The sequence below is a fragment of the Aquabacterium humicola genome (genome assembly GCF_030167915.1).
In the GTDB taxonomy this organism is placed as follows: domain Bacteria; phylum Pseudomonadota; class Gammaproteobacteria; order Burkholderiales; family Burkholderiaceae_C; genus Pseudaquabacterium; species Pseudaquabacterium humicola.
Genome location: NZ_JARGNB010000007.1, coordinates 149814 through 174323, shown reverse-complemented (window position 1 = coordinate 174323; position 24510 = coordinate 149814). Strand labels below are relative to the sequence as shown.

25 protein-coding genes are annotated in these 24510 nt (G+C 70.9%); 13 read left to right on the top strand and 12 right to left on the bottom strand.

What is annotated here, in order from left to right; translation table 11 throughout:
- Window positions 1-27: 27 nt before the first annotated feature.
- Window positions 28-2973 (bottom strand): adenosylcobalamin-dependent ribonucleoside-diphosphate reductase, encoded by a 2946-nt coding sequence (locus P1K89_RS26000; RefSeq protein WP_284619447.1) that lies wholly within the window; start codon window positions 2971-2973, stop codon window positions 28-30.
- Between the two features lie 110 nt (window positions 2974-3083).
- Window positions 3084-3443 (bottom strand): cupin domain-containing protein, encoded by a 360-nt coding sequence (locus P1K89_RS25995; RefSeq protein ID WP_284619446.1) that lies wholly within the window; start codon window positions 3441-3443, stop codon window positions 3084-3086.
- Between the two features lie 134 nt (window positions 3444-3577).
- Here P1K89_RS25995 and P1K89_RS25990 point away from each other — a divergent pair, with 134 nt between their 5' ends.
- Both P1K89_RS25990 and P1K89_RS25985 read left to right on the top strand, forming a co-directional pair.
- Window positions 3578-5830, top strand: a complete 2253-nt coding sequence (locus tag P1K89_RS25990; protein ID WP_284619445.1) for a protein-disulfide reductase DsbD family protein — start codon at window positions 3578-3580, stop codon at window positions 5828-5830.
- A 31-nt stretch (window positions 5831-5861) separates the two neighbouring features.
- Window positions 5862-6482: a thioredoxin family protein gene (locus P1K89_RS25985; protein WP_284619444.1), complete on the top strand. Its 621-nt coding sequence runs from the start codon at window positions 5862-5864 to the stop codon at window positions 6480-6482.
- Window position 6483: 1 nt separating this feature from the next.
- Here the strand turns inward: P1K89_RS25985 and P1K89_RS25980 are convergent, their stop codons facing one another.
- The 3 genes from P1K89_RS25980 to P1K89_RS25970 form a co-directional block, all read right to left on the bottom strand.
- Window positions 6484-7827, bottom strand: a complete 1344-nt coding sequence (locus tag P1K89_RS25980) for an RNA polymerase sigma factor (RefSeq protein ID WP_284619443.1) — start codon at window positions 7825-7827, stop codon at window positions 6484-6486.
- Window positions 7828-7841: 14 nt separating this feature from the next.
- The gene (locus tag P1K89_RS25975) at window positions 7842-8255 is read right to left on the bottom strand and encodes a YciI family protein (RefSeq protein WP_284619442.1); all 414 of its coding nucleotides are present in this window, start codon (window positions 8253-8255) and stop codon (window positions 7842-7844) included.
- Between the two features lie 119 nt (window positions 8256-8374).
- Window positions 8375-8737 carry a YciI family protein gene (locus tag P1K89_RS25970; RefSeq protein ID WP_284619441.1) on the bottom strand — a complete coding sequence of 121 codons (363 nt, stop codon included), beginning with the start codon at window positions 8735-8737 and terminating at the stop codon, window positions 8375-8377.
- Window positions 8738-8992: 255 nt separating this feature from the next.
- On the opposite strand from P1K89_RS25970, the gene P1K89_RS25965 reads away from it, so the two are divergent.
- The gene (locus P1K89_RS25965; protein ID WP_284619440.1) at window positions 8993-10033 is read left to right on the top strand and encodes a tyrosine-type recombinase/integrase; all 1041 of its coding nucleotides are present in this window, start codon (window positions 8993-8995) and stop codon (window positions 10031-10033) included.
- Window positions 10034-10068: 35 nt separating this feature from the next.
- Here the strand turns inward: P1K89_RS25965 and P1K89_RS25960 are convergent, their stop codons facing one another.
- Window positions 10069-10239, bottom strand: coding sequence for a hypothetical protein (locus P1K89_RS25960; RefSeq protein ID WP_284619439.1), 171 nt, complete (start codon window positions 10237-10239; stop codon window positions 10069-10071).
- Between the two features lie 236 nt (window positions 10240-10475).
- On the opposite strand from P1K89_RS25960, the gene ribD reads away from it, so the two are divergent.
- The 3 genes from ribD (at window position 10476) to P1K89_RS25945 (ending at window position 12548) form a co-directional block, all read left to right on the top strand.
- A complete protein-coding gene (gene ribD, locus P1K89_RS25955; protein WP_284619438.1) occupies window positions 10476-11603 on the top strand; it encodes a bifunctional diaminohydroxyphosphoribosylaminopyrimidine deaminase/5-amino-6-(5-phosphoribosylamino)uracil reductase RibD in 1128 nt (375 codons plus the stop codon).
- Window positions 11600-11800: a heavy-metal-associated domain-containing protein gene (locus P1K89_RS25950; RefSeq protein ID WP_284619437.1), complete on the top strand. Its 201-nt coding sequence runs from the start codon at window positions 11600-11602 to the stop codon at window positions 11798-11800. The genes ribD and P1K89_RS25950 overlap by 4 nt, the downstream gene beginning before the upstream one ends.
- A 202-nt stretch (window positions 11801-12002) precedes the next feature.
- Window positions 12003-12548 (top strand): H-NS histone family protein, encoded by a 546-nt coding sequence (locus tag P1K89_RS25945; RefSeq protein WP_284619436.1) that lies wholly within the window; start codon window positions 12003-12005, stop codon window positions 12546-12548.
- Between the two features lie 82 nt (window positions 12549-12630).
- On the opposite strand, the gene P1K89_RS25940 is transcribed toward P1K89_RS25945, so the two are convergent.
- On the bottom strand, window positions 12631-13461 hold the full coding sequence (locus P1K89_RS25940) for a helix-turn-helix domain-containing protein (protein ID WP_284619435.1): 831 nt from the start codon (window positions 13459-13461) through the stop codon (window positions 12631-12633).
- A 166-nt stretch (window positions 13462-13627) separates the two neighbouring features.
- On the opposite strand from P1K89_RS25940, the gene P1K89_RS25935 reads away from it, so the two are divergent.
- Together P1K89_RS25935 and atpE are read left to right on the top strand one after the other, a co-directional pair.
- On the top strand, window positions 13628-14050 hold the full coding sequence (locus P1K89_RS25935; RefSeq protein ID WP_284619434.1) for a hypothetical protein: 423 nt from the start codon (window positions 13628-13630) through the stop codon (window positions 14048-14050).
- A 47-nt stretch (window positions 14051-14097) separates the two neighbouring features.
- Window positions 14098-14343: a F0F1 ATP synthase subunit C gene (gene atpE, locus P1K89_RS25930; protein WP_284619433.1), complete on the top strand. Its 246-nt coding sequence runs from the start codon at window positions 14098-14100 to the stop codon at window positions 14341-14343.
- Window positions 14344-14372: 29 nt separating this feature from the next.
- On the opposite strand, the gene P1K89_RS25925 is transcribed toward atpE, so the two are convergent.
- Window positions 14373-15104: an ArsR/SmtB family transcription factor gene (locus tag P1K89_RS25925; RefSeq protein ID WP_284619432.1), complete on the bottom strand. Its 732-nt coding sequence runs from the start codon at window positions 15102-15104 to the stop codon at window positions 14373-14375.
- 113 nt (window positions 15105-15217) lie between these two features.
- Here P1K89_RS25925 and P1K89_RS25920 point away from each other — a divergent pair, with 113 nt between their 5' ends.
- Genes P1K89_RS25920 through P1K89_RS25905 form a run of 4 tightly spaced genes read left to right on the top strand, consistent with a single transcriptional unit; the run spans window position 15218 to window position 17352 of the window.
- Window positions 15218-15562, top strand: coding sequence for an NIPSNAP family protein (locus tag P1K89_RS25920; RefSeq protein WP_284619431.1), 345 nt, complete (start codon window positions 15218-15220; stop codon window positions 15560-15562).
- Window positions 15559-15942, top strand: a complete 384-nt coding sequence (locus tag P1K89_RS25915) for an antibiotic biosynthesis monooxygenase family protein (RefSeq protein ID WP_284619430.1) — start codon at window positions 15559-15561, stop codon at window positions 15940-15942. Before P1K89_RS25920 ends, P1K89_RS25915 begins: the two co-directional genes overlap by 4 nt.
- 58 nt (window positions 15943-16000) lie before the next feature.
- Window positions 16001-16624, top strand: coding sequence for a cation efflux transmembrane domain-containing protein (locus P1K89_RS25910; protein ID WP_284619429.1), 624 nt, complete (start codon window positions 16001-16003; stop codon window positions 16622-16624).
- 14 nt (window positions 16625-16638) lie between these two features.
- Window positions 16639-17352, top strand: coding sequence for a transglutaminase-like domain-containing protein (locus P1K89_RS25905; RefSeq protein ID WP_284619428.1), 714 nt, complete (start codon window positions 16639-16641; stop codon window positions 17350-17352).
- A gap of 13 nt (window positions 17353-17365) precedes the next feature.
- Here P1K89_RS25905 and boxA read toward each other — a convergent pair whose 3' ends face one another.
- The 4 genes from boxA to P1K89_RS25885 all read right to left on the bottom strand — a co-directional run bounded on the left by boxA (window position 17366) and on the right by P1K89_RS25885 (window position 22849).
- Window positions 17366-18676 (bottom strand): benzoyl-CoA 2,3-epoxidase subunit BoxA, encoded by a 1311-nt coding sequence (gene boxA, locus P1K89_RS25900; RefSeq protein ID WP_284619427.1) that lies wholly within the window; start codon window positions 18674-18676, stop codon window positions 17366-17368.
- 11 nt (window positions 18677-18687) lie between these two features.
- Window positions 18688-20115 (bottom strand): benzoyl-CoA 2,3-epoxidase subunit BoxB, encoded by a 1428-nt coding sequence (gene boxB / locus P1K89_RS25895; protein ID WP_284619426.1) that lies wholly within the window; start codon window positions 20113-20115, stop codon window positions 18688-18690.
- Window positions 20116-20133: 18 nt separating this feature from the next.
- Window positions 20134-21798 (bottom strand): 2,3-epoxybenzoyl-CoA dihydrolase, encoded by a 1665-nt coding sequence (boxC, locus tag P1K89_RS25890; RefSeq protein WP_284619425.1) that lies wholly within the window; start codon window positions 21796-21798, stop codon window positions 20134-20136.
- 88 nt (window positions 21799-21886) lie between these two features.
- A complete protein-coding gene (locus tag P1K89_RS25885; protein WP_284619424.1) occupies window positions 21887-22849 on the bottom strand; it encodes a helix-turn-helix transcriptional regulator in 963 nt (320 codons plus the stop codon).
- 102 nt (window positions 22850-22951) lie between these two features.
- On the opposite strand from P1K89_RS25885, the gene P1K89_RS25880 reads away from it, so the two are divergent.
- Complete coding sequence (locus P1K89_RS25880) at window positions 22952-24499, top strand: 3,4-dehydroadipyl-CoA semialdehyde dehydrogenase (RefSeq protein ID WP_284619423.1); 1548 nt, start codon at window positions 22952-22954, stop codon at window positions 24497-24499.
- Window positions 24500-24510 lie beyond the last annotated feature (11 nt).

Here is a 24510-nt window from a genome sequence, read left to right as displayed (position 1 = left end):
GGCATCTTCGGCTTGCGCCGGCCCCATTCACCCGCACGCCCCCACATACCCACAAGCCGTACAGAACTCGCACCCATCCCGCCGAATCAACGCCGCATTACCGCATTCCGGGCAGCGTTCGCCATTCGCCTCGACCACCGCCGCATCCGGCAAGACGCGCGCCGATTCCGGCGCCTGGAGGATGCCCATCTGCCGCAGCGGGAAGCCGTCTTCGTCCAGCAGGCCGAGCATCGAATAGCGGTGGATGATCAGCCGCGCCAGATAGGCCACCGTCGACGGCCAGGTGCGCTGGCGGCGCTCGCCGGGTGGCAGTCCGGGCACGAAGGCCATGAAGTGGCCCAGCGGCTCGGCATAACTCAGCAGCTTGCGCAGTTTCATGCCGATCCACGCCGGGTCGAGCACGCGCATGTCGAGCGACAGGATGCGCGCCAGCCCGTCGAGCGCCTTCGGATAGTTGCCCGAGAAGGCGATCGCGCAGGGGCGGGTGATCGTCGCGCCGTCGGGGCTGCCGGGGCCTTCCTGGCCTGTGGGCAGCAGCACTTCCTTCAGCATCAAGGTCAGCGCCTCGCCGCTGGCGGGGTTGTGCACGTCGACCGACCAGGCCAGCGTGCCGTCGGGGCCGGTCTGCGGTTCGTCGCGGCTGAACATCGCGTCGATCACCGGGGTGGCGGCCTTGGCGTCGGCGTCGCGCCACAGGCCCAGCTGCTCGCAGCGCCAGCGGATCAGCGCCGCGGTGGCGGCGACCACGCCGGGGAAGGGCCGCGGATCGCCGTGCGGCGGGAAGGGCATCTCGAAGGCGCGTTCCTCCTGCACCGTGGCCAGCGCGTCGAGCTTGGCCTGCACCCAGGCCGCATCCTTCGTGCGCAGGTCCATCGACAGCGTCTTGGCCAGCGCACCCAGCCCGCGCGGCTGCTCGGCGCCGTTGACCCACACCTCGAACGGCCGCGCGCCGCCGCCGTCGTCATGCTCGCCGACGAAGAGCGCGAACTCGCCGTGCGGATGGCGCAGCATGTAGGTCCACGATGGATTGCCGCCGGGGAAGTTCGGCCGGCCCGGCCAGCGCAGGGATGCCAGCACCGGCTGCGGTGCGTGCGTCAGCGCCAGGCGGCGGTCGGCCGGGGCCACCTCGGCCGCGACCACCGGTGCCGTCGCCGGGGTCGGCGTGGCCGGCGCGCTCAGTACCGCGCCGAGCACGGCGTTCGGCCGGTAGGTCGACAAGCCCTTCAGCCCCGCCTGCCAGGCCTGCAGGTAGAGGTGCTGGAAGTCCTCGTACGGATAGTCGGCCGGCACGTTGACGGTCTTCGAGATCGCCGTGTCGATGAAGGGCGCCACCGCCTCGACCATCGCCAGGTGCTCGCCGGCCGACAGCTCCAGCGCGCCGACGAAGGCCGGCGTCAGCGGCGCATCGGCGCCCTTCAGGTGCCGGTACAGCCGCCATGCGTGGTCTTCCACGGCGATCTCGCGCCAACGGCCGTCCGCTTCGCGCTTGCGGCGCGTATAGCGCCAGGCGTAGGCCGGCTCGATGCCGTTGCTGGCGTTGTCGGCGAAGGCCAGGCTGATGGTGCCGGTCGGGGCAATGGCCAGCAGGTGCGAGTTGCGCAGGCCGTGGCGACGGATGCGCTCCTTCAGCGGCCCCGGCAGGCGCGATGCGAAGGTGCCGCGCGAGAGCAGCAGGTCGGCGTTGAACAGCGCGAACGCGCCGCGCTCTTCGGCCAGCGCGATCGACGCGTCGTAGGCCGCGTCGCGCATCGTCTCGGCAATGCGGCGCGCCATCGCACGCCCGTCGTCGCGGCCGTAGTGCAGGTTCAGCATCACCAGCGCGTCGCCCAGGCCGGTGAATCCCAGGCCGACGCGCCGCTTGCTGCGCGCTTCGTCGATCTGCTGCGGCAGCGGCCAGTAGCTGACGTCGAGCACGTTGTCGAGCATGCGCACCGCCGTGCGCACCAGTTGTGCGAAGCCGGTGTCGTCGAACGACGCGTCGGCCTCGAAGGCCTTGCGCACGAAGCGCGTCAGGTCGATGGAGCCGAGACAGCAGCAACCGTAGGGAGGAAGTGGCTGCTCACCGCATGGATTGGTCGAGCTGATCGCCTCGCAATACGACAGGTTGTTGTCGAGGTTGATGCGGTCGAGGAACAGCACGCCCGGCTCGGCATGGTCGTAGGTCGAGCGCATCACCTGGTCCCACAGCGCGCGCGCGGGCAGGCGGCGGTAGACCCAAAGCCCGTCCGCGCGCTGCACCACGCCGGCGGCCTGCTGCGCCGGCGACGGCTCGGCGCGGTGCACGAGCTCGATCTCGCGGTGATCGCGCACGGCCTGCATGAACGCATCGGTGACGCCGACCGAGAGGTTGAAGTTCGTCAGGTCGCCGCGGTCCTTCGCGTGGATGAACTCCTCGATGTCCGGATGGTCGCAGCGCAGCACGCCCATCTGCGCGCCGCGGCGCGCGCCGGCGGATTCCACCGTCTCGCAGGAGCGGTCGAAGATGCGCATGTACGACACCGGCCCCGAGGCCTGCGACTGCATCGTGCGCACCCACGCGCCGCGCGGCCGGATGCGCGAGAAGTCGTAGCCGACGCCGCCGCCGCGGCGCATCGTTTCCGCCGCCTCGGCCAGCGCGGTGTAGATGCCCGGGTGGCCTTCGTCGTCACCGGAAATCGCGTCGCCCACCGGCTGCACGAAGCAGTTGATCAGCGTGGCGGTCAGCGGCGTTCCCGCGGCCGAATTGATGCGGCCGGCCGGCACGAAGCCGGCGCGCAGCGCGTCGAGGAAGCGCGCCTCCCAGTCGGCGCGCACGGCCGGCGCTTCGGCTTCGGCCAACGCGCGCGCGACGCGGCGCCGCACGTCGTCGATGCTGCGCTCGTCGCCCTTGGCGTACTTCTCTCGCAGCACCTCCTCGCTGATCGGCTGCGGCGGCAGCGCGGGCGTCGATGTCGGCGGCACGGCGGGGGCGGTGGCGGGGTCGGGGTGGGCCATGGTGTCGTCGGGAACGTGGCGCGGAACGCCCAGCATAGGCGCGCGCCGAGACGCCCGCCTTGACCGCTGCCAAGGCCCGGATCGGGCCGGGGCCGGCCCAGCCCGCGGGCTCAGCCGGTGGACGACGCGCTGCCCGGCGTGCCTGGCGGCAGCTGGATCGTCAGCAGCAGCGAGCTGTCGATGTTCGCTCGCAGCCCGTGCTGCACGCTCGGCGACATCAGCAGCAGCTCGTGCGCGCGCAGCAGGCAGACCTTGCCGTCCATCGTCACCTCGACCTCCCCCTCGATGCACTGCAGCGTCAACTCGCCGCGCACCTGGTGCGGCGGCAGCACGTCGCCGGCGCGCATCACCAGGCGGATCAGCTCCAGCGACGGTGTCTTCAGCAGCGCGTGCGTGGTCACCAGCGCCAGCTGGGTACCGAGCGGCGCGACCGGCATCGCCTGCCCGGGTTTGTAGTGCATCAAGGCCATGGTTGGGGTCGGAACGGCAATCGACGGGCCCGTATGCTGCGCGGCCCGGCGGGTGGCGGGCTTTCAATCCCTTGGAGTTCGTGGGGTTCTTCCGGCCCGGTGCCGACCCCCGGGGGCTTCAAAATCCGTCCTGCATGCAAATCGATCTGTTGTGGCGACGGGCTGCGGCCCTGCTCGGGGCCGCCGGCGTGGCGGTCGTGTGCGCGCCGGCGCTCGCGGCGCCCGGGGCCGTGGTGCGGACCGACCAGGTGCGCGCCGAGCTCGTGGCGCACGCGCCCGAGGGCGTGGCACCCGGCAAGCCCTTGCAGCTGGGCCTGCTGATCGAGCACCAGCCGCATTGGCACACCTATTGGCGCAACCCCGGCGACTCCGGCCTGCCGACGACACTCGCCTGGCAGCTGCCGGCGGGCCTGGTGGCCGGGGAGATCCAGTGGCCGCGGCCCCACCGCCTGCCGGTCGGTCCGCTGGTGAACTACGGTTTCGAAGGCCGGCTGCTGCTGCCGGTGCCGGTGCAGGTGACGCAGGCCCCGGCGGGCGCGAACCTGACCATCGACCTGCGCGCCGACTGGCTGGTCTGCAAGGAGGTCTGCATTCCCGAATCGGGCGAGTTCCGGCTGCAGCTGCCGGTGCAGGCGGCCACCGCGGTGCATGGTGCGCTGTTCGAGGCCGCGCACAAGGCACAGCCGAAGATGCTGGCGGCGACCGGCTCGCAGGCGCGCATCGACGGTGCCACGCTCGCTCTGGACATCGGCGGCCTGCCTGCCGCCTGGCGCGGCCAGCCGGTCGACTACTTCGCCGGCGATGCCGGCGTGATCGAGCATGCCGCGCGCATCGAGCAGCGCTGGCAGGGCGAGCGGCTGCTGCTGCGCGTGCCGCTGTCGGCGCAGCGCAGCGCGAGCCCGGCGGTGCTGGACGCGGTGCTGGCCCGGCCCGGCTCGGACGACGCGGTGCAGCTGGGGCTGAAGGTCGCAGGCGCCTGGCCGGCGCCGGGCGCCGCAACGCCGGCGGCCGAAGCCACCGCGCCGGCGTCACCCGCCGTGCCGCCGGCCGACACCGCGCGTGTGCCGTCGCCCGCGACCGCTTCGGAAGCCGGCGGCACGTCGCTCGGGCTGGCGTGGCTGCTGGCCTTCGCCGGCGGCCTGCTGCTCAACCTGATGCCCTGCGTCTTCCCGGTGCTATCGCTCAAAGTGCTCGGCTTCACGCGGGATGCCGGCCATCGCGGCCAGCTGCTTGCCGGCGGCCTGGCGTACAGCGCCGGCGTGATCGCCTCCTTCGTCGTGCTGGCTGCGCTGCTGCTGATGCTGCGTGCCGCCGGCGCGGGCCTGGGCTGGGGCTTCCAGCTGCAGTCCCCGGGTTTCGTCACCGGGCTGGCGGTGCTGTTCACGATGCTCGGGCTGAACTTGTCGGGCCTGTTCGAGTTCGGCAAGTTCGCGCCGAACAGCGCCTGCACCATGCACGCGCGCAAGCCGCTGGCCGACCACGCGCTGACCGGCGTGCTGGCGACGCTGATCGCGTCGCCCTGCACGGCGCCGTTCATGGGGGCGGCGCTGGGCGTCGCGCTGACGCAGCCGACCGGCATCGCGCTGGCCCTGTTCGCCACCTTGGGCGCCGGCATGGCCACGCCCTACCTGCTGCTGACGGCCGTGCCGCGCCTGACCGCGTGGCTGCCGCGTCCGGGACCGTGGATGGCGCACTTCAGGTCGGCGATGGCCTTCCCGATGTACGGCACCGTCGTCTGGCTGCTGTGGGTGCTGGGCCAGCAGGTGGGCGTGGACGGCGCCGCGGCGCTGCTGGCGGTGCTGGTGCTGCTGGCCTTCGTCGCGTGGGTCTTCAAGGCCAGCCGGGGTGGCGCGCGCCGGTGGGCCTGGCGGGGGGGCGCCGCGGCGCTGCTGCTGCTGGTGTCGAGCTGGGCCGCGCCGTGGCTGCTGCGTGCCGATGCGTCGCTGCAGGCGTCTGCCGTGCCGGCATCGGCCAGCGCTTCGGCCTGGCAGCCCTGGAGCGCCGAAGCGCTGCGCGAAGCGCGCGACGCCGGCCGGCCGGTGTTCGTCGACTTCACCGCCGCGTGGTGCGTGACCTGCCAGTTCAACAAGCGCGTCGTGCTCGCGCAGCGCGAGGTGATGGCCGACTTCGAACGCCGCAACGTGCTGCTGATGCGCGCCGACTGGACGCGTCGCGACGCGCGCATCACCGCGGCGCTGAGCGAGCTCGGCCGCAGCGGCGTGCCGGTGTATGCGTTGTACGGGCCGGGCGAGGCGACGCCGCGCCTGTTGTCCGAGATGCTGTCGGTGGCCGAGGTGCGCGACGCGATCGCCGCCTGGCCGGCCGCGCCCGCAGGACCCCTGGCGCCGAAAGCCACCGGCACGCCGGTGGCCTCGGCCGCCCCCTGACCTTGGAAGCAGCGTCATCAAGGAGCGAGTCATGAAGCACGGGACGTTGATCGCGGTGGCGGCCAGCCTGGCCTTCGCCGCCGGCGCCGCGGCGGCGCAGCAGGCCGTCGTCAACCAGCCGGCCCCTTCCTTCACGGCGCAGGACACCAGCGGCAAGACCGTGTCGCTGGCCGACTTCAAGGGCAGGTACGTGGTGCTGGAGTGGACCAACCCCGGCTGCCCCTTCGTGCAGAAGCACTACAACAGCGCCAACATGCCGGCGACGCAGAAGGATGCGCTGGGCAAGGGCGCCGTGTGGCTGACGGTGTCGTCGACCGCGAAGGACGCCGGCGACTGGCGGCCACCGGCCGAGCTGATCGGCTGGCTGCAGTCGAAGTCCGCGAAGACGACCGCGACCCTGCTCGACGAGGACGGCAGGATCGGCCGCAGCTACGGCGCGCGCACGACGCCGCACATGTACTTGATCGATCCGCACGGCAAGCTGGTCTATGCCGGCGCGATCGACAGCAAGCCCACCGCGAATCCGGCCGACATCTCAAGCGCCACCAACTACGTGCGCCAGGCGCTCGACGAGGTGCTCGCCGGCAAGCCGGTGTCGCAGCCGCAGACGCGGGCCTACGGTTGTTCGATCAAGTACGCGAGCGCCGGCTGAGTCAGTGGCGCAGCGGCCGCTCGGCCGCTGCAGTCGGGTCGGCCAGCGCGGCCACCGCCGCCTGCCGGGCGCGTTCTCCGAGCAGGCTGCGTTCGCGGGCATTGCGCGCGAGCGACGCGGCGCGCTCGAATTCACGCTGTGCTTCGGCCGCGCGCCCCAGCTTCATCAGCAGGTCGCCGCGCACGCTGGGCAGCCAGTGGTAGCCGGCGAGCGCTGGCTCGTCATTCAGCGCATCGACCAGCTCCAGGCCCGCGGCGGGTCCGAAGGCCATCGCCACCGCCACGGCGCGGTTGAGCTCGACCACCGGCGACGGCGCGGTCTGTGCCAGCGCGTCGTACAGCGCGGCGATGCGGGGCCAGTTGGTGGCGTCGGGCGTGCGGGCGCGCGCGTGACAGGCAGCGATCGACGCCTGCAGCGCGTACGGCCCCAGCGATCCCGCCCCCGCGCCGGCGGCCAGCGTTTCGGCACGCTGCAGCGCTGCGAGGCCGCGGCGGATCAGCAGCTGGTCCCAGCGCGCGCGGTTCTGCTCCAGCAGCAGCACCGGCTTGCCCGATGCGTCGGTACGCGCGGCGGCGCGCGAAGCCTGCAGTTCGAGCAGCGCGCTCAGCCCGTGCACTTCCGATTCGTCGGGCGCCAGCCCGGCCAGCACGCGGGCCAGCCGCAGTGCTTCGTCGCACAGCGCGGGGCGCATCCAGTCGTCGCCGGCGGTCGCGGTATAGCCTTCGTTGAAGATCAGGTACAGCACCTCGAGCACCGACTGCAGCCGCGCCGCGAGATCCTCGTCGCGCGGCAGGTCGAAGGGCACCTTCGCGGCGCCGAGCGTGCGCTTGGCGCGCACGATGCGCTGCGCGATGGTCGGCTCCGGCACCAGGAACGCACGCGCGATCTCGTCGGTGGTCAGCCCGCCGAGCAGTCGCAGCGTGAGCGCGGCGCGCGCCTCGGTCGACAGCACCGGATGGCAGGCGGTGAAGATCAGGCGCAGCAGGTCGTCGCCGATGCGATCGGCGCGGGCCGCGTCGAGGGCGTCGACGAAGTCCGGCACGATCAGCGCCTCCCGGGCTTCGAGGTCATGGCCGATCTCTTCATGCTTGCGCTCCTGCAGCTGAAGATGGCGCAGGTGGTCGAGCGCGCGGCGCTTGGCGGTGGCCACCAGCCAGGCGCCCGGGTTGTCGGGCACGCCGGTGGCGGGCCAGTGCTCGAGCGCGGCGATCAGCGCGTCCTGCGCCAGTTCCTCGGCCACGCCGAGGTCGCGCGTCATGCGCGCGATCACGGCGACGATCTTCGCGGCTTCGATGCGCCAGACGGCTTCGATGGCCTTGTGGGTCAGGGTGGTGGAGGACGCCATCGACACGTCTGCGCTCAGCGGCGGCCGATGCCGATCTCGCGGAAGCGCTCGACGTCGGGGCTGTCGAAGTCTTCCAGCTCGTACAACTGGCGCACCTCGATCTCGCACTCGTCGTTGCCGAAGGGCGACGGGAAGCGGCGCGACCACTCGAGCGCTTCTTCGCGCGAGTTCACCTGGATGAGCGTGTAGCCGGCGATCAACTCCTTCGATTCGGCGAACGGGCCGTCGATCACCCGGCCCTTGCCCTGGGTGTAGTGGATGCGCCAGCCGGAACGGCTGGGCTGCAGGCCATTGCCGTCGAGCAGCACGCCGGCCTGGGCCAGGGCTTCGTGGTAATCGGCCATGGCGGCCATGACGGCCTGGTCCGCGTCCGGCGAGCGTTCGCTCTCGGACAGCGCATTGGCGCGCACCATGATCATGAATCGCATCGTGGGGCTCCTTCGTGCGAGGGGTTTGGCGCCGGAAATCAGCGGCCTTCAGCTCACACGACGAATGAACTGGCGTCGATTCGACACGCTGCGCTTCGGTATTAACCCGAGGAGCGATGTCAAAGCGAATCCTCGTAACAGGCGCCGACGCGTCGCACTTCCACCGTCGCCCATTCGGTCGCCGGGCATTCGCGGGCCAGCGCCATCGCCTCTTCCTGCGATTCGCAATCCAGCAGGAAGAAGCCCCCGATGATCTCCTTCGCCTCGGCGAACGGACCGTCGAGCACGCGGGCGCGGCCGTCGCGCTTCTCGACCCGTTGAATCCGGTCGTCGATGCGCAGCGATTCCGCCGCCTTCAGCAGCCCACGGCGCTGCAGGTCGCCGGCGAAGCCGGTCATGCGGTCCCAGGCCTCGCGGGCCTGGTCTTCGGTGCGTTCGCGGCGCTGGGCGGGCGGCTCCATCACCAGAAGCATGTAGGACATCGAAGGACTCCTGTCGTCACGAGCGGCGCATGTTACTGAGGCTGCCCGACCCTGCGGGCAGGCGGGCCCCATGAGGCCGCTGGCGCTCCAGCGCTGAGCCTGTCGCTGGCGCCTGGCGCCAAACCAGCCCAAGCGGCCCACCATGGAAAACGAACCAACGGCAGGACGCGGGTTTTGAAAGCGTTGGCGGTGCGGTATGGGTGGGGTGGCGAGGGGTGGTTGCAGTGGTGGGTTGGTAAGATTGAGCCTATGCCGTTGGTTCATTCTGAAACTGGAGACCTCTTCGACGACGCTCGTTCGCCGCTGCCCGCCTTTCGCGACGGCTTCGAGCGCTGGCTCGCGCAGGCCCGGCGCTCCGGCGCGTTGGCCCGGGAATCGTCCGAGGAGGTCTACCGCCACCTCTGGACGGTGTTGACGAAGTGGTGCGTCTCCCAAACCCCGCCCGTGCACCTCGAGTCGATCCAGGCCGCCGATCTCGAAGCCTTCATCGCCTCGCGCAGCGGCGCATCCGGTCCGGACCAGGCGCTGTCGCCGCGCTACGTCTGGCGCCTGCTGCACCTCGTCGACCGGGTGCTGAACCAGCGCCATCGCCGGCTCGGCCTGCCGGCGAACACGGCCGCATCGGACCTGCTCGACAGCCGTCCCGACTGGCGCTATGCGAACGCCACCGAAGCCGACCCGCTGCCGGAGCACCTCGACGCGTCGCAGGCACGGCAGCTCGTGGACTACCTGTCGCAGGCGCGCCCGCGCTCGACGGCGTCGCAGCGGCCGGCCGTGCAGGGCTGGCAGGACCTTCGCAATCGCAGTGCCGTCGCGCTGCAACTCGGCGCGGGCCTCGGGCCGGGCGATGTGCGCTCCCTGACGCTGTCGGACGTCGTCGTCGCAGGCGGCCGCCGGAAGGACCTGCCCTGGAAACTGCAGGTGCCGGCCACCGGCAGCGCGCCGGCGCACGAAGCACCGATCGCCGGCTGGGCCGGACTGCTGCTGAAGCACTGGCTCGACGTGCGCAGCGCCAATGCCATCGCCGGGGAACAGCTGTTCCCGTCGACGAAGACCGGCAAGCCCTGGGGCAAGGTGGCGCAGTACCAGGCGGTGCGCCAGGTGCTGCAGGCCGCCGGTTTCGACGACGACGTGGTGCGGGGCGGCTCCTTCCGCCTGCGCCACACCTTCGCATTGCGCCAGCTGCGGCGCGGCCGCTCGGCCGACGAGGTGGCGCGATGGCTCGGCATCGTCGATGCCGCGTCAATGACCCGTTATCAGCGCGTGTTGTATGCGCCCGTCGACGACGTGGTCTGACGCCGCGCGGCCGGCCGCCGCGGCGGCGCCGTCGCTCAGTGCACCAGGCCCAGGCTGAGGGCGATCAGCAGCGCAGAGCCGACCACCAGCGCCGCGCCGAGCAGCCGCACGGCCACCGAACGGCGGCGCCGGAACAGGTGCCGGTCGCTGGGCCAGAACAGGCCGCTGTTGCTGAATCGCCCGCTGGTATCGAGTCGCCCGTCCATGTCAGTGCCGCCCGGCCGCCCGAAGGCCCTGACGCGTCCCCTCGGGGGGCAGCGAACGAAGTGAGCTCAGGCGCCTTTGCATTCGGTTCATCTTACGCAGGCCGTCCCGGCCGATAACCCCTCGTTCGTGGCATCCCCCACGCGTTGTGCGTGATTTGCGCACACCCGCGGCACGCGGCATGTGTTGCAGGGCACATGAAACGCCGCCGCGACGACCCGGCGGCACAATCCGGGCCATGAACGACGCCTGCGCCTTCACCGCCGACGACGAAAGTCACATGCGGCGCGCGCTCGCGCTGGCGGCCGAGGCCATCGGCCTGTCCGATCCCAATCCGCGCGTCGGCTGCGTGATCGCCGGCGACGGCTGGACCGTCGAAGGCCATACCCAGGCCGCCGGCCAGGCGCACGCGGAAGTGATGGCGCTGCGCATGGCGCGCGAGCGCGGCCTGCCGCTCGCCGGCGCCACCGCCTACGTCACGCTCGAGCCCTGCGCGCACCATGGCCGCACGCCGCCGTGCTGCGACGCGCTGATCGCTGCCGGCCTCGGGCGCGTCGTCGTCGCGCTCGGCGATCCCCATCCCCAGGTCGCCGGTGAAGGGCTGCGCCGGCTGCGCGCTGCCGGCATTCACGTCGACACCGGGCTCTTCGCCGACGAATCGCGGGCACTCAACGTCGGGTTCCTGTCGCGCATCGAACGCGGCCGCCCCTACGTGCGCCTGAAGATCGCCGGCTCGCTCGATGGCCGCAGCGCGCTCGAGGACGGCCGCAGCCAGTGGATCACCGGACCGGAGGCACGCGCCGATGGCCACCGCTGGCGCAAGCGCGCCGGCGCGGTGCTGAGCGGCATCGGCACCGTGCTCGCCGACAACCCGCGGCTCGACGTGCGCGAAGTCCCCACCGCACACCAGCCGCTGCGGGTGATCGTCGATGCACGCCTGCAGACGCCGCCCACCGCGCGGCTGCTCGATCCGCCCGGCACGGCGCTGATCGTCGCCGCACACGACCAGGGACCCGCTGCCGACGCCCTGCGCGCCCGCGGCGCCGACGTGCAGGCCGTGCCGACGACGCAGGGCCGCATCGACCTGCGCGCGTTGATGTCCATGCTCGGCGGGCGCGGCATCAACGAATTGCATGTCGAGGCCGGCCCGGCCCTCAATGGCGCACTGCTCGCTGCCGGCCTCGTCGACGAACTGCTGCTCTACCAGGCGCCGCTGCTGATCGGCCCGGGCCGCGGACTCGCCGCGCTGCCGCCGCCGGCGCAGCTGGGCGACGCGCTGCGCTTCCAATTCATCGACGTCACGTGTGTCGGCCCGGACCTGCGCGTGCGCGCGCGCCCCATTGCCTTTCAGGAGTTCCCGCAATGATCGCCTTTCGGATCGACGACATGAGCTGTGGCCATTGCCAGGCCGCCATCACCCAGGCCATCAAGGCACTCGACGCCGACGCCCAGGTGCGCGTCGACCTGCAGACCCATCGGGTCGAGATCGACAGCCCACGCGTGAATGCCGATGAATTGGCCGCCGCCATTGCGGACGCCGGCTATACCCCCGTTCCTGCCTGAGTTTCGCCGCCGGCAGTCTGCCGGTGTGGTATTCGAATGACGCGCCGGCCCTTTCGGACGCCGGAATCGCGATAAAACCCGTTTGCGGAATCAAATCGCACGCCAATTGAGGTAAAACTCCGCCCCAGGCATTACTTCGTGATGCCGCGGCATTCCGATCCTCGCGGTTTCGGAAACTGGTAGTCGAATAGAAGGACCCCGAATGAAAAAGATTGAAACGTATGGCGCAGTGCTGGCCGAGATCTCGCGACTGCAGCAGCGTGCTGCGGACCTGCGCAAATCGGAGCTCCCGGGCGTGATCGAGCGCATCCGCGATGCGATCGATGCCTACGGCCTGACGGCGGCCGATCTCGGCTTCGGCGGCGCTGCCGCCAGCCCCGCCAGCAGCGCGAAGGGGCGCGCGCCGAAGGCCGCGGGTGCCAAGCGCGTGGCCGCGCCGGCAGCGCCGGGCAAGCTGCAGGTCGGGGTGGCGAAGTACCGTGATCCGAAGAGCGGCAAGACCTGGACCGGCCGCGGCAAGCCGCCGCTGTGGATCGTCGGCGTCAAGGACCGCACGCCGTTCCTGATCGAGGGGGCTTCGGCCGCCGCCGCTGCCAGCGCCGAGGCCGCACCGGCCAAGAAGCGCGGCCCGAAGCCGGGCGCCAAGCGGGGCCGCAAGGCCGCTGCACCAGCCGGCCGCAAGCGTGGCGGCCGCAAGGCGGCCTCGGCCGTGCAGAGCGGGGACCAGGCCGCGCCCGCCGCCGCCTGATGGCCTTCGCGGGCCCGTGCGGGCCCGTCGTGGGCCCGTCCTGGGTCCGTCGTCAGCGTGACCCGGCGCCGGCCGCGGCCGCTCAGGCCGCCGCAGGCGCCGCGTGCGCCCGCAGCAGCGCTTCGCTGGCTGCGTCAGCGGGATAGAACAGCTCCACGCACAGCTCCTCCAGTGTGACGTCGCGCGGCGTGCCGAAGGTGGTGAGCGTCGTGAACAGCGACAGCGTGCCGAAGGGCAGCTTCATCACACACGGCACCAGCAGCGGTGGCGAACCGCTCGCGGCCTGGCGTTCGGCCGCCTCGCGCAGCGGCGCGACATTCGGATAGGCCAATACCTCGGCTTCCAGGTCCGCGAGCGCGCGGTCGCCGGTCGATTGCACGGCGCGCCGCAACGCATCGATCAGATAGCTGCCCCAATCCTCGAAGTTGAGCGTCAGCGCGGCCATGCCTTCGGGATGCAGACTGGCCCGGAAGATGTTCATCGGGTGCGTGGACAGCCACGCCGGCAGCATCGCCACCAGCGCCTTGGCCGCGCCATTGGCCATCACGACATTCCATTGCCGGTCGAGCACGACACCGGGATACGGGTGGTGCGCATCGAGCAGGCGCTGCAATGCGGCACGCACCGGTGCCATGGCCTCCGATTGCCACTCGCGTTCGGCATAACGCGGCGCGTAGCCGCCCGCCAGCAGCAGCCGGTTTCGCTCGCGCAGCGGCAGCTCCAGCGTCTGTGCCAATGCCATCAGCACCTGCGCGCTGGGACGCGAGCGCCCGGTCTCGATGAAGCTGAGGTGCCGCGCCGAGATGCCGACGTCGAGCGCGAGGTCGAGCTGGCTGCGACGGCGCTGCGAGCGCCACTGGCGCAGCAACGGCCCGAGCGCCGGGCCGGGCGAGGCGTGGGTGCGATCGTGCATCGGGCCGCACGATAGCACCGCGCCGGCGCGGCCTGGCCGCGCCTGCAGCCGCCGAGGGCCGGCCCGCCGCATCGGGCCCACTACCTCCGACGTAATCGCTTTCCAGCGGCGGTCTCGCGACACTGATTCCGAACCGAACGATCCACCACCGCCTAAGGAGAATGCGATGAGAACCGTGCACCCGTCCCCGCTGCTGAAGCTGGCCCTGCGCTTCGACGGCGCCGCCACCGGCGCAATGGCCGCGCTGCAACTGCTGCTGGCCGCCACCGTCGCCAGCCTGACCGAGCTGCCGCGCGCCCTGATCGTGGAGAGCGGCCTCTTCATGGCCGTCTATGCGGCGGCGCTGTTCCTGATCGCGCGCTCGCCGCGCGTGTGGTCGGCGCTGGTGCTGTTCATCGTGATCGGCAACCTCGGCTGGGCCATCGCCAGCATCGGCCTGTGGGTCACCGGCGCCGTGGCGCCCAGCGGCGCCGGCATCGCTTTCCTCGGCCTGCACGCGGCCAGCACGCTGCTGTTCGCGGCTTGGCAAGGCGTCAGCCTGCGCGGCTCGCGCGAGGCCGATGCATCGCCGCTGGCGACGGCCCATTGAGCCATCCAAGCCCCCCTCGAATCCTCCACTCCCACGAAAGACTCGACATGAGCACCGGCACTGACCTGCTCCCGCTGGCCGTCGCACTGCTGATTGGCATCCCGGCCTTCGGCTCCTGCCTCGGCATCGGCCTGGCGACGATGAAGTTCCTCGAAAGCTCGGCGCGCCAACCCGAACTGATCCCGACGCTGCAGACCAAGTACTTCCTGTCGGTCGGCGTCACCGACGGCGCGTTCATCATCGCCACCGGCATCGGCCTGTGGTTCGCGACGGCGAATCCGTTCGCCCGCTGACCTTCGCCAACGCTGCCGCCCCTGCAGCGTCAATGCGGCGGCGGGTCCCCGATCAACCGCCGCCAGCGTTCCGCGCCGATCCACCGCTGCAGCGCCGCGGCACCCGGCGGCGTCAAGCCCAGCGCGCGTGAATCGCCGGCCCGACGCAGCCAGCCGCGCTGCAGGCACTCGTCGAGGATCAACGCGCCGAGCCGGCCGGCCACGTGCGGGCGGCGCTCGCCCCAATCCAGGCAGGGACGGCACCCGGGCCGCTTGCTGACCGTGGCCAGTGCATCGGTCGAAAAACCCAGCCGGCCGAGCGAGGCCGGCAATTGCTCGGTCATGCGCCCGCTCTCGTCGTCGAAGACGATGGCGCCATCGGCCTGCAGTGTCTCGGCGATCGCCGTGCTCAGCTGGCCGGCGAGGTGGTCGTAACAGCTGCGCGCGAAACGCAGCGCGGCGTCGCGCGGGCCGGTGGGGATGCGTCGCGCCGGCGCAGCGGCCGGCTGCTGCGCCGCGATCTGCATGATGCCTTCGAGCAGCCGCGCCACCTCCGGCGACGCCAGCCGGTGGTACCGATGCCGCCCCTGGCGCGCCAGCTGCAGCAGGCCGGCGTCGACCAGCAGCGCGAGGTGCCGGCTGGCGGTCGGCGCGCCGATGTTGGCGGCCGCGGCCAGCTCCAGCGCGGTGAGTGCGCGGCCATCCATCAGCGCCAGCAGCATTGCCGCGCGCGCCGGTTCGCCGACGAGCTGCGCGATGCGGGCGATGTCATTGGTATTCATGCAATCACCATAGCAGGCGCATTCATCGCGACACTTCGTCCTGCAGCGAAATGTCGGATCGCCGATCGCCGCGACGATGCCGACCTGTCCAGCCGCACAACGAGGAAACCGAATTGATCACCTGCTTCATCCGCTACCAGATCGACCCGTTCCAGCGCGAGGCCTTCAAGGCCTATGCCGAGCGCTGGGGCCGCATCATCCCGCGCTGCGGCGGCCACCTGATCGGCTATTTCCTGCCGAGCGAAGGCACCAACGACATCGCCTGGGGGCTGATCGGCTTTCCGAGCCTCGCCGACTACGAGGCCTACCGTCGCCGACTGAAGACCGATTCCGAAGGCCGCGCGAACTTCGAGACCGCGCAGCGCGAGCGCTTCATCCTGCGCGAGGAGCGCACCTTCACCGAGCTGGTCGAAGGCACGTTCAACGGCCTGCCGCACGCCGCGGAGGCCGCACGATGATCGCCGTGATCTTCGAGGTGATGCCGCACCCGGAGCACCGCCAGACCTACCTCGACGCGGCTGCCGCGCTCAAGCCGACGCTGGAGGCGATGGACGGCTTCATCTCGGTCGAGCGCTTCCAGAGCCTGGCGAATCCGGACAAGCTGCTGTCGCTGTCGTTCTGGCGCGACGAGGCCGCCGTCGCCGGGTGGCGCAACCTCGAGCAGCACCGGCGCACGCAGCGCCTGGGCCGCGAGACCGCCTTCGCCGACTACCGGCTGCGCGTCGCGCACGTGCTGCGCGACTACGGGCTGCACGAGCGCGACGAAGCCCCGGCCGACTCGCGCGCGGTGCATGCGCCGCATCCCGCCCCGTCGGCGGGCGATGCCGGCGGCGCTTGACTCCGTAGCGGCTCCAGGCTTTTCAATCACGGCATCCAGACCACTCCGGAGCTGCCCGATGGGCCACGCCTGCTGCCATGCCGACCCGGCCACCCCGCCCCAGGCACCCCCGCCGCGGATGCGGCGCGTGCTGTGGATCGCGCTGATCGTCAATGCCGCGATGGCCGCGGTGGAGATCGGCGGCGGCCTGCAGTCCGCATCGGTATCGCTGCTGGCCGATGCGGTCGATTTCTTCGGCGACGCCGCGAACTACGGTCTGTCGCTCGCGGTGCTGAGCCTGGGCCTCGCATGGCGCGCCCGCGCCGCGGCCGTCAAGGGCTGGTCGATGGGCCTGTACGGCGCCGGCGTGTTGCTGCACGCGCTGTGGAACGCGGCCAACGGCCGCACCCCCGAGCCGATCATGATGGGCCTGATCGGCACGCTCGCGCTGACCGCCAACCTCGGCGTCGCCGCGCTGCTGTACCGCTGGCGGGACGGCGACGCCAACATGCGCTCGGTGTGGCTGTGCACGCGCAACGACGCGATCGGCAACCTTGCGGTGCTGGCCGCGGCGGCGGGCGTGTTCGGCACCGGCACGCGCTGGCCGGACCTGCTGGTGGCGGCCGTCATGGCGCTGCTGGCGCTGAGTGCAGCGTTCAGCGTCGTGCGCCAGGCTCGCGCCGAGCTGGCCCGCGCGGCGTGAACGGCGGTCTAACCATGAATGCCCCGGCCGCCACCGTGCTCGCGCCCACGCCGCTGCTCGACTTCCACCACCCGGCGATCGAGGCCCTGGTCGCCGCCCGCGGCTGGCGTTCGCTGCCGGTGGCGGAGCGCATCGGCGCCGTCTACGAGTTCGTGCGCAATGAGATCCCTTTCGGCTACAACGACGGTGACGAATTGCCGGCGTCGCGCGTGCTCGCCGATCGCCTGGGCCAGTGCAATACCAAGGGCACACTGCTGATGGCGCTGCTGCGCGCGGTGGGCATCGGCTGCCGCTTCCACGGCTTCACGATCCACAAGGCGCTGCAGAAGGGCGCGGTGACGGGCCTGTTCTACCGGCTGGCGCCGCCGCGCATCATCCACAGCTGGGTCGAGGTGTGGCTCCACGAGCGCTGGATCGAGCTCGAGGGCTTCATCCTCGACGAGGCCTACCTGCGCAGCCTGCAGCGCCGCTTCCCGCAGGCCATGGCCTTCTGCGGCTACGGCGCGGCGACGCGCGACCTGTCGTCGCCCGGCGTCGCCTGGTGCGGCCGCAGCACCTACATCCAGAAGGAAGGCATCGCCGACGACTTCGGCGTCTTCGACAGCCCGGACGCGTTCTATGCGCGTCATGGATCGAACCTGAGCGGCTTCAAGCGCCTGCTCTACCGCCACGTCGTGCGGCATGCGATGAACCGCAACGTGGCGCGCATCCGCGCCGGACGGTGGTGAGGGCGCCGCTGGATCAGTAGGTCTCGAGGTGCAGCCGCCCGTCTCGCTTCAAGGCGGCGGCGGTCGCGTCCCAGTCGAGTCCCGCTTGCACGGCGACATCGCGCAGCGCCAGCACCACGCCTTCTTCCATCGCCTTCAGCCCGCAGACGTAGAAGAAGGCATTCGAATCGGACAGCAGCGCGGCGACGTCGGCCGCGCGCTCGCGCATCAGGTCCTGCACGTAGCGCTTGGGCCGGCCGGCCTCGCGCGAGAACGCGAAGTTGATGTCGATGAAGTCCTTCGGCAGGTTCTGCAGCGGGCCGAAATAGGGCAGTTCCTCGCGCGTGCGGGCGCCGAAGAAGAGAAGCAGCTTGCCGCCTTCGAACTTGCCAGACTGGCGCAGCCGGCGCCGCCATTCGGTCATCGCCCGCATCGGCGCCGAGCCGGTGCCGGTGCAGATCATCACGACGTGGCTCTTCGGATGGTTCGGCATCAGGAAGCTCGAACCGAACGGGCCGATCACCTGCACCTTGTCGCCGACCTGCAGGTCGCACATGTAGTTCGACGCGACGCCGCGCACCGGCCGGCCCTGGTAGTCCTCCAGCACGCGCTTGATCGTCAGCGACACGTTGTTGTAGCCGGGCCGCTCGCCATTGCGCGGGCTGGCGATCGAGTACTGGCGCGCATGGTGCGCGCGGCCCTGCGCATCGACCCCCGGCGGCACGATGCCGATCGACTGGCCCTCGAGCACCGGGAAGGGCATCAGGCCGAAGTCGAGCACGACATGGTGGGTGTCGTACTCCTTGCCGACCTGGGTCACGCGCACGTTGCCGGTGACGGTGGCGGTCACCGACTTCTGCGCCGCCTTCGGGCCGTAGAGATTGCAGTACGGATGCGCGGCCGACCAGGGCGGCAGCGTCGCGCCGTATTGCGCGGCATTGAAGGCCTGCACGGTCTCTTCGGCCCGTGCCACCGCCGCCGGCGCCGTCTCGATCGCCGCGGCGGCCACCGCTTCCACTGCCGCCGCTTCGCCCATGCCGGCCTCGACCGCCGCCTCGGCCAGCTGCCCGGCGCTCCACTCGGCCGGCAGCTCGTCCCAACCCAGCTGCTCCTCGACGCTGTAGACCCGCGCCTTCGGCAGCGTGCGCCAGTTGTCGATCGAGCCAGTGGGGCAGGGCGCGATGCAGGCCATGCAGCTGTCGCACTTGTCGGCCATCACGACGTAATTGCGGTCGTCGTGCGTGATCGCGCCGACCGGGCAGGTGGCCTCGCAGGTGTTGCAGCGGATGCAGATCTCGGGGTCGATCAGGTGCTGCCTGATCAGGCCGGCCACCGGCATGTCCATGGCGAAAGCCTCTAGTTGAAGCGGACGTATTCGAAGTCCACCGGCTGGCGATTGATGCCCATCATCGGCGGCGCGATCCAGTTGGCGAACTTGCCTGGCTCGACCACGCGGCCCATCAATGATGCAACGAAGGCGCGGTCCTCGGCGCTGGGCAGCCATTCATGCTGCTTCGCCTGCCATTCGGCATCGCTGACCACGCGCCCGTCCGGCGACAGCTTGATGCCGGCCAGCGTGCCGATGTTGCGGTGGAAGGCCTTGTGCGGCACGGTCAGGCGCTGCGGCAGCCCGGCCTTCTCCAGCACCTTGTTCCAGCGGCCGACGCCGGCGACCGAGTCCTTGATGTAGTCGTCGCGCAGCACCTCGTTCAGCGCATTGAGCATCGGCACCTGCTTGTCGACCAGCGCGCCGTTCTGGACTTCCAGCACGGTGTAGGTCTGGCCCTTCAGCACATGGTCGTCGGTGCGCTTGCCTTCCTCGAAGCGGCCCTTCAGGCCCGACGAATAGAAGATCGCCGCATTGCTCGACTGGTCGGCGCCGAAGAGGTCGATGGTCACCGAGTAGTGGAAGTTCAGGTAGCGCTGGATCGTCGGCAGGTCGATCACGCCGGCGGCGCGCAGCCTGGCCGGGTCGTCGGTCTTCAGCTCGTTCATCATCTGCGCGGTGCGCTGGATGACACGGCTGATGCCGGATTCGCCGACGAACATGTGGTGCGCTTCTTCGGTCAGCATGAACTTCGTCGTGCGCGCCAGCGGATCGAACGCGCTCTCGGCCAGCGCCGCGAGCTGGAACTTGCCGTCGCGGTCGGTGAAGTAGGTGAACATGAAGAAGGACAGCCAGTCCGGCGTCTTCTCGTTGAAGGCGCCGAGGATGCGCGGGTTGTCCTGGTCGCCCGACCGGCGCTCGAGCAGCGCTTCGCCTTCCTCGCGGCCGTCGCGGCCGAAGTACTTGTGCAGCAGGTAGACCATCGCCCACAGGTGCCGGCCTTCCTCGACATTCACCTGGAAGAGGTTGCGCAGGTCGTACTGGCTCGGTGCGGTCAGGCCCAGGTGGCGCTGCTGCTCGACCGACGCCGGCTCGGTGTCGCCCTGGGTGACGATGATGCGGCGCAGGTTCGCGCGGTGCTCGCCGGGCACGTCGGACCAGGCCTTCTCGCCCTTGTGGTCGCCGAAGTGGATGGTGCGATCCGCATCGCCCGGGTTCAGGAAGATGCCCCAGCGGTAGTCCGGCATCTTCACGTGCCCGAACTGCGCCCAGCCCTGCGGATCGACGCTGATCGCGGTGCGCAGGTAGACGTCGAAGTTCTGCGAGCCTTCGGGCCCCATGTCGCCCCACCAGCTCAGGAAGTTGGGCTGCCACTGCTCGAGCGCGCGCTTGAGCGTGCGGTCCTCGGCGAGGTTGACGTTGTTGGGGATCTTCTCGCTGTAGTCGATGGTGGACATGTGTTTTACCAGTTAGACCTAAACCCGGTTCCAGTCGAAGCCGGCCTTCTGGCCGGTGCCGTAGACCTTGAGCGCCCCGTGCTCGCCGACCGCGTTCGGGCGCTGGAAGATCCAGTTCTGCCAGGCGGTCAGGCGGCCGAAGACCCGCGTGACCATGTTCTCCCGGCCGTTGAAGCGCAGGTTCGCCTCGAGGCCGGTCAGCGCGTCGGGCGACATCGCCGCGCGCTCCTCGATCGCGATGCGCACCTCGTCGTCCCAGTCGATGTCGTCGGGCGCCGCCGTCGCCAGCCCCAGCGCGAATGCCGCGTCGGCATCCAGCGGGGCGCCGATGCGCGCGCGCACCGCGTCCAGCGCCGGTGCTTCGTCGTAGAAGCGGCGCGCCAGGCGCGACTGGCCGGTGGCCATCGGATAACGCCCGAAGTTCGCGTCACCGGCGGTCACCTTCGGTGCACGCGCCTCGTCGTCGGGCAGCGCCAGGTGGTAGATGCGGTCGCAGGCCAGCGCCAGTTCCAGCAGCGTGCCGGCGAAGCAGGAGCCCGGCTCGATCAGCGCGAAGAGGCTGCGCGACGAGACGTCGAGCCGGCTGAACGTGCGCCGCAGCGCACCGACCGTCTCTCGCACCAGCCAGTGCTGCGCGTGGCGCGCCAGCGTCTCGTCCAGCGCCAGCACCGCGGCGCCTTCGCCGGCCGTCTTCATGAGCCATGTGCCGATCTGCGGGTCGTTGGTGCGCATCGTGAGGATCGCATCGTCGAGCTCGCGCGCCAGCTGCAGCGGGTACCACGCGGCGCCGGCGGCGACGATGGCCTCGACGGTCGACGGCTGCTCGCCGGCCGGACCGCGCACGGTCCACGTGGCGGTGCGCTTGGTGCGGTCGATCTCGACGTCGACAAACGCATAACGCAGCGCGTCGGGTTCGTCGCGGCGCTCGATCGGCGTCAGCGCGATGCCTTTGGCATCGGCGGGCCGGTCGCTCTGCGCGGCGAGCTGCAGCGCACGCTCCTGCACCTTCTGTGCGAAGACGGCGGGCTTGGCGATGTCGTCGACCAGGCGCCAGTCCTTCGCGCGCTGGCCGCGCACGCCTTCGGTGGTGGTGCAGAAGACGTCGGCCAGGTCGTGGCGCACGCGGCGCTTGTCGGTCACGCGGGTCAGGCCGCCGGTGCCGGGCAGCACGCCCAGCAACGGCACCTCGGGCAGGCTGACGGCCGACGAGCGGTCGTCGACCAGGATGATCTCGTCGCAGGCCAGCGCCAGCTCGTAGCCGCCGCCGGCGCAGGCGCCGTTGACCGCGGCGATGAACTTCAGCCCGGAATGCGCCGACGAGTCCTCGATGCCATTGCGCGTCTCGTTGGTGAACTTGCAGAAGTTCACCTTCCATGCATGGCTGGACACGCCGAGCATGAAGATGTTGGCGCCCGAGCAGAACACCTTGTCGCGCGCGCTGGTGAGCACGACCGCGCGCACTTCCGGATGTTCGAAGCGGATGCGGTTCAGCGCGTCGGCCAGCTCGATGTCGACGCCGAGGTCGTAGCTGTTGAGCTTGAGCTTGTAGCCGGGACGCAGGCCGCCGTTCTCGTCGATGTCGGCGGCCAGCGTGGCCACCGGGCCCTCGAACTTCAGCTTCCAGTGGCGGTAGCGGCTGGGGTCGGTCCGGTAGTCGACCGGGACAGGGGGCGTGGAGCTCATCGGCGGCCTCCGTGGATGGATTGAGAGGCAGAATAGTGCACTATGATGCTTTGAGTCAAGCACTCAAATGCATTTTTATGCACATCGCTCAGGCCGGCAGTGCCAGCGTCTCGCGCACCATCGTGCGCAGCGCTTCGAAGGTCGGCGCCAGCGGCTGGGCGCTGGTATCGAGCTGCAGGTCGGCTTTCGAATAGAAGGCCGCGCGGCCGGCAAGGATGCGGCGCAGGTCGTCCATCGCCTCGGAGCTCGCTGCCATCGGCCGCATGTCGCCCTGCGCGATCACGCGCTGCATGTGGTCCTCCGCGTCGGCCTTCAGCCACACCGTCGTGCAATGCGCGAGCAGCAGGTTGAAGGTGGCGGCGTCGGACACCAGGCCGCCGGGCGTGGCGATCACCGCCTCGGGGTAGATCTGGATCGACTCCTCGAGCGCCCGGCGCTCGTAGCGGCGGTAGGCATTGGTGCCGTAGAGCGCCTGGATCTCCGAGATGCTGCAGCCGGCGAACTTCTCGATCTCGCGGCTCAGCTCGACGAAAGGGAAGTCGAGGTCGTCGGCCAGCATCTGGCCGAGCGTGGACTTGCCCGCCCCGCGCAGCCCGACCAGCGCGATGCGCGACTGCCGCACCGCCGGCGCCGCCCCGCCGCCCGCGCCCAGCAGTTCGCCCACCGCGATGCGCACGCGGCGCAGCGTGGCCTCGTCGCGCTGCTCCAGCAGCTCGCGGATCAGCAGCCACTCGGGCGACGAGGTCGTCACGTCGCCGAGCAGTTCCGCCAGCGCGCATTGCAGCGCCTGCGCCACCTGCAGCAGCACCAGGATCGATGCGTTGCCGATGCCGTATTCCAGGTTCGCGAGGTGGCGCTCGGACACGTCGGCCGCGGCGGCCAGCGCCTTGCGCGTCATGCCGCGACGCGCGCGCAGCGCACGCACCCGCTCGCCCAGCGCGACCAGGAACGGGTTCTTGTCGCCGTCGGCCGCCGCGACGGCCGCGGCCGGGTCCGCGCCCCCGTTGACGCCTGGGGTATACCCGTCCTCCTGAACTATAGTGCTTGACACGCTCTCTCCATCGACCTATCGTGCATTGCAAGCACAATAATTCATCAGGCCCTGGTCTGCAACCGCGTCCGCCACCGGACGCGAACGGGATGAAAGACGTCGATGGCGAGTCCCCTGCTGAACAACGTCCTTGCCGGCCGCGCCGTCGCCGGCCGGGGCCCCGGCACCCCGCTGTTCGATCCGGTGCTCGGCACCGAGCTCGTGCGGGTGGATGCTTCCGGGCTCGACCTGGCGGCCGGCTTCCGCTTCGCCCGTGAGCAGGGCGGTGCGGCACTGCGCGCGCTGAGCTACCGCGAGCGCGCCGGCCTGCTCGGCGCGGTGCTGAAAGTGCTGCAGCAGCACCGGGACACTTACTACGAGATCGCCACGGCCAACAGCGGCACGGTGAAGAACGACTCGGCGATCGACATCGACGGCGCGTTCTACACGCTGGGCCAGTACGCGAAGTGGGGCGAGGCGCTCGGCGACCGCCGCACACTGCTCGACGGCGAGCCCGCGCGGCTGGCGAAGGAGCCCAACTTCCAGTCGCAGCACCTGCAGGTGCCCATCCGCGGCCTCGCGCTCTTCATCAACGCCTTCAACTTCCCGTCCTGGGGCCTGTGGGAGAAAGCCGCGCCGGCGCTGCTGTCGGGCGTTCCGGTGGTGGTCAAGCCGGCCACGGCCACCGCGTGGCTGACGCAGCGCATGGTGCAGGACGTGGTCGACGCCGGCGTGCTGCCGGCGGGTGCGCTGTCGGTGATCTGCGGCAGCCCGGCCGGGCTGCTCGATGCGCTGGAGCCGTTCGACGTGCTCAGCTTCACCGGTTCGGCCGCCACCGCGGCGACGATCCGCGCGCACCGCGCGGTCGCGCAGCAGTCGGTGCGGGTGAACATCGAGGCCGACAGCATCAACAGCGCGCTGCTGCTGCCCGGCGAGGCGCCGGACAGCGACGCCTTCGGCCTGCTGGTCAGGGAAGTGGTGCGCGAGATGACGGTGAAGTCCGGCCAGAAGTGCACCGCGATCCGCCGCATCTTCGTGCCCGAGGCGCTGTACGCGCCGGCGGCCGAAGCGATCGGCGCGAAGCTCGGCAAAACCAGCGTCGGCAACCCGCGCAACGACTCGGTGCGCATGGGCTCGCTGGTCAGCCGCGCGCAGTTCGATGCGGTGCGCGAGGGCCTGGCCGCGCTGCAGCGGCAGGCCGAGACGGTGCACGACGGCACGCGGGCGCCGCTGGTCGATGCCGATCCGGCGATCGCCTGCTGCATCGGGCCGACGCTGCTCGGCGTTCGCGATGCCGACGCGGCCGCCGCCGTGCATCACACCGAGGTCTTCGGTCCGGTCGCCACGCTGGTTCCCTACCGCGACACCGGCCACGCGCTGACGCTCATTCGACGCGGCCAGGGCTCGCTGGTCGCTTCCCTCTACGGCAGCGACGCCGCAGCGCTCGGCGCCGCGGCCGTCGAGCTCGCCGACAGCCACGGCCGCGTGCACGTGGTGTCGCCGGACGTCGCCGCGCTGCACACCGGCCACGGCAACGTGATGCCCCAATCGCTGCACGGCGGCCCCGGCCGCGCCGGCGGCGGCGAGGAGCTGGGCGGCCTGCGGGCGCTGAACTTCTACCACCGCCGCGCCGCGGTGCAGGCCAGCACCGCGGTGCTCGCCACCTTGTGAACAGGAGACTG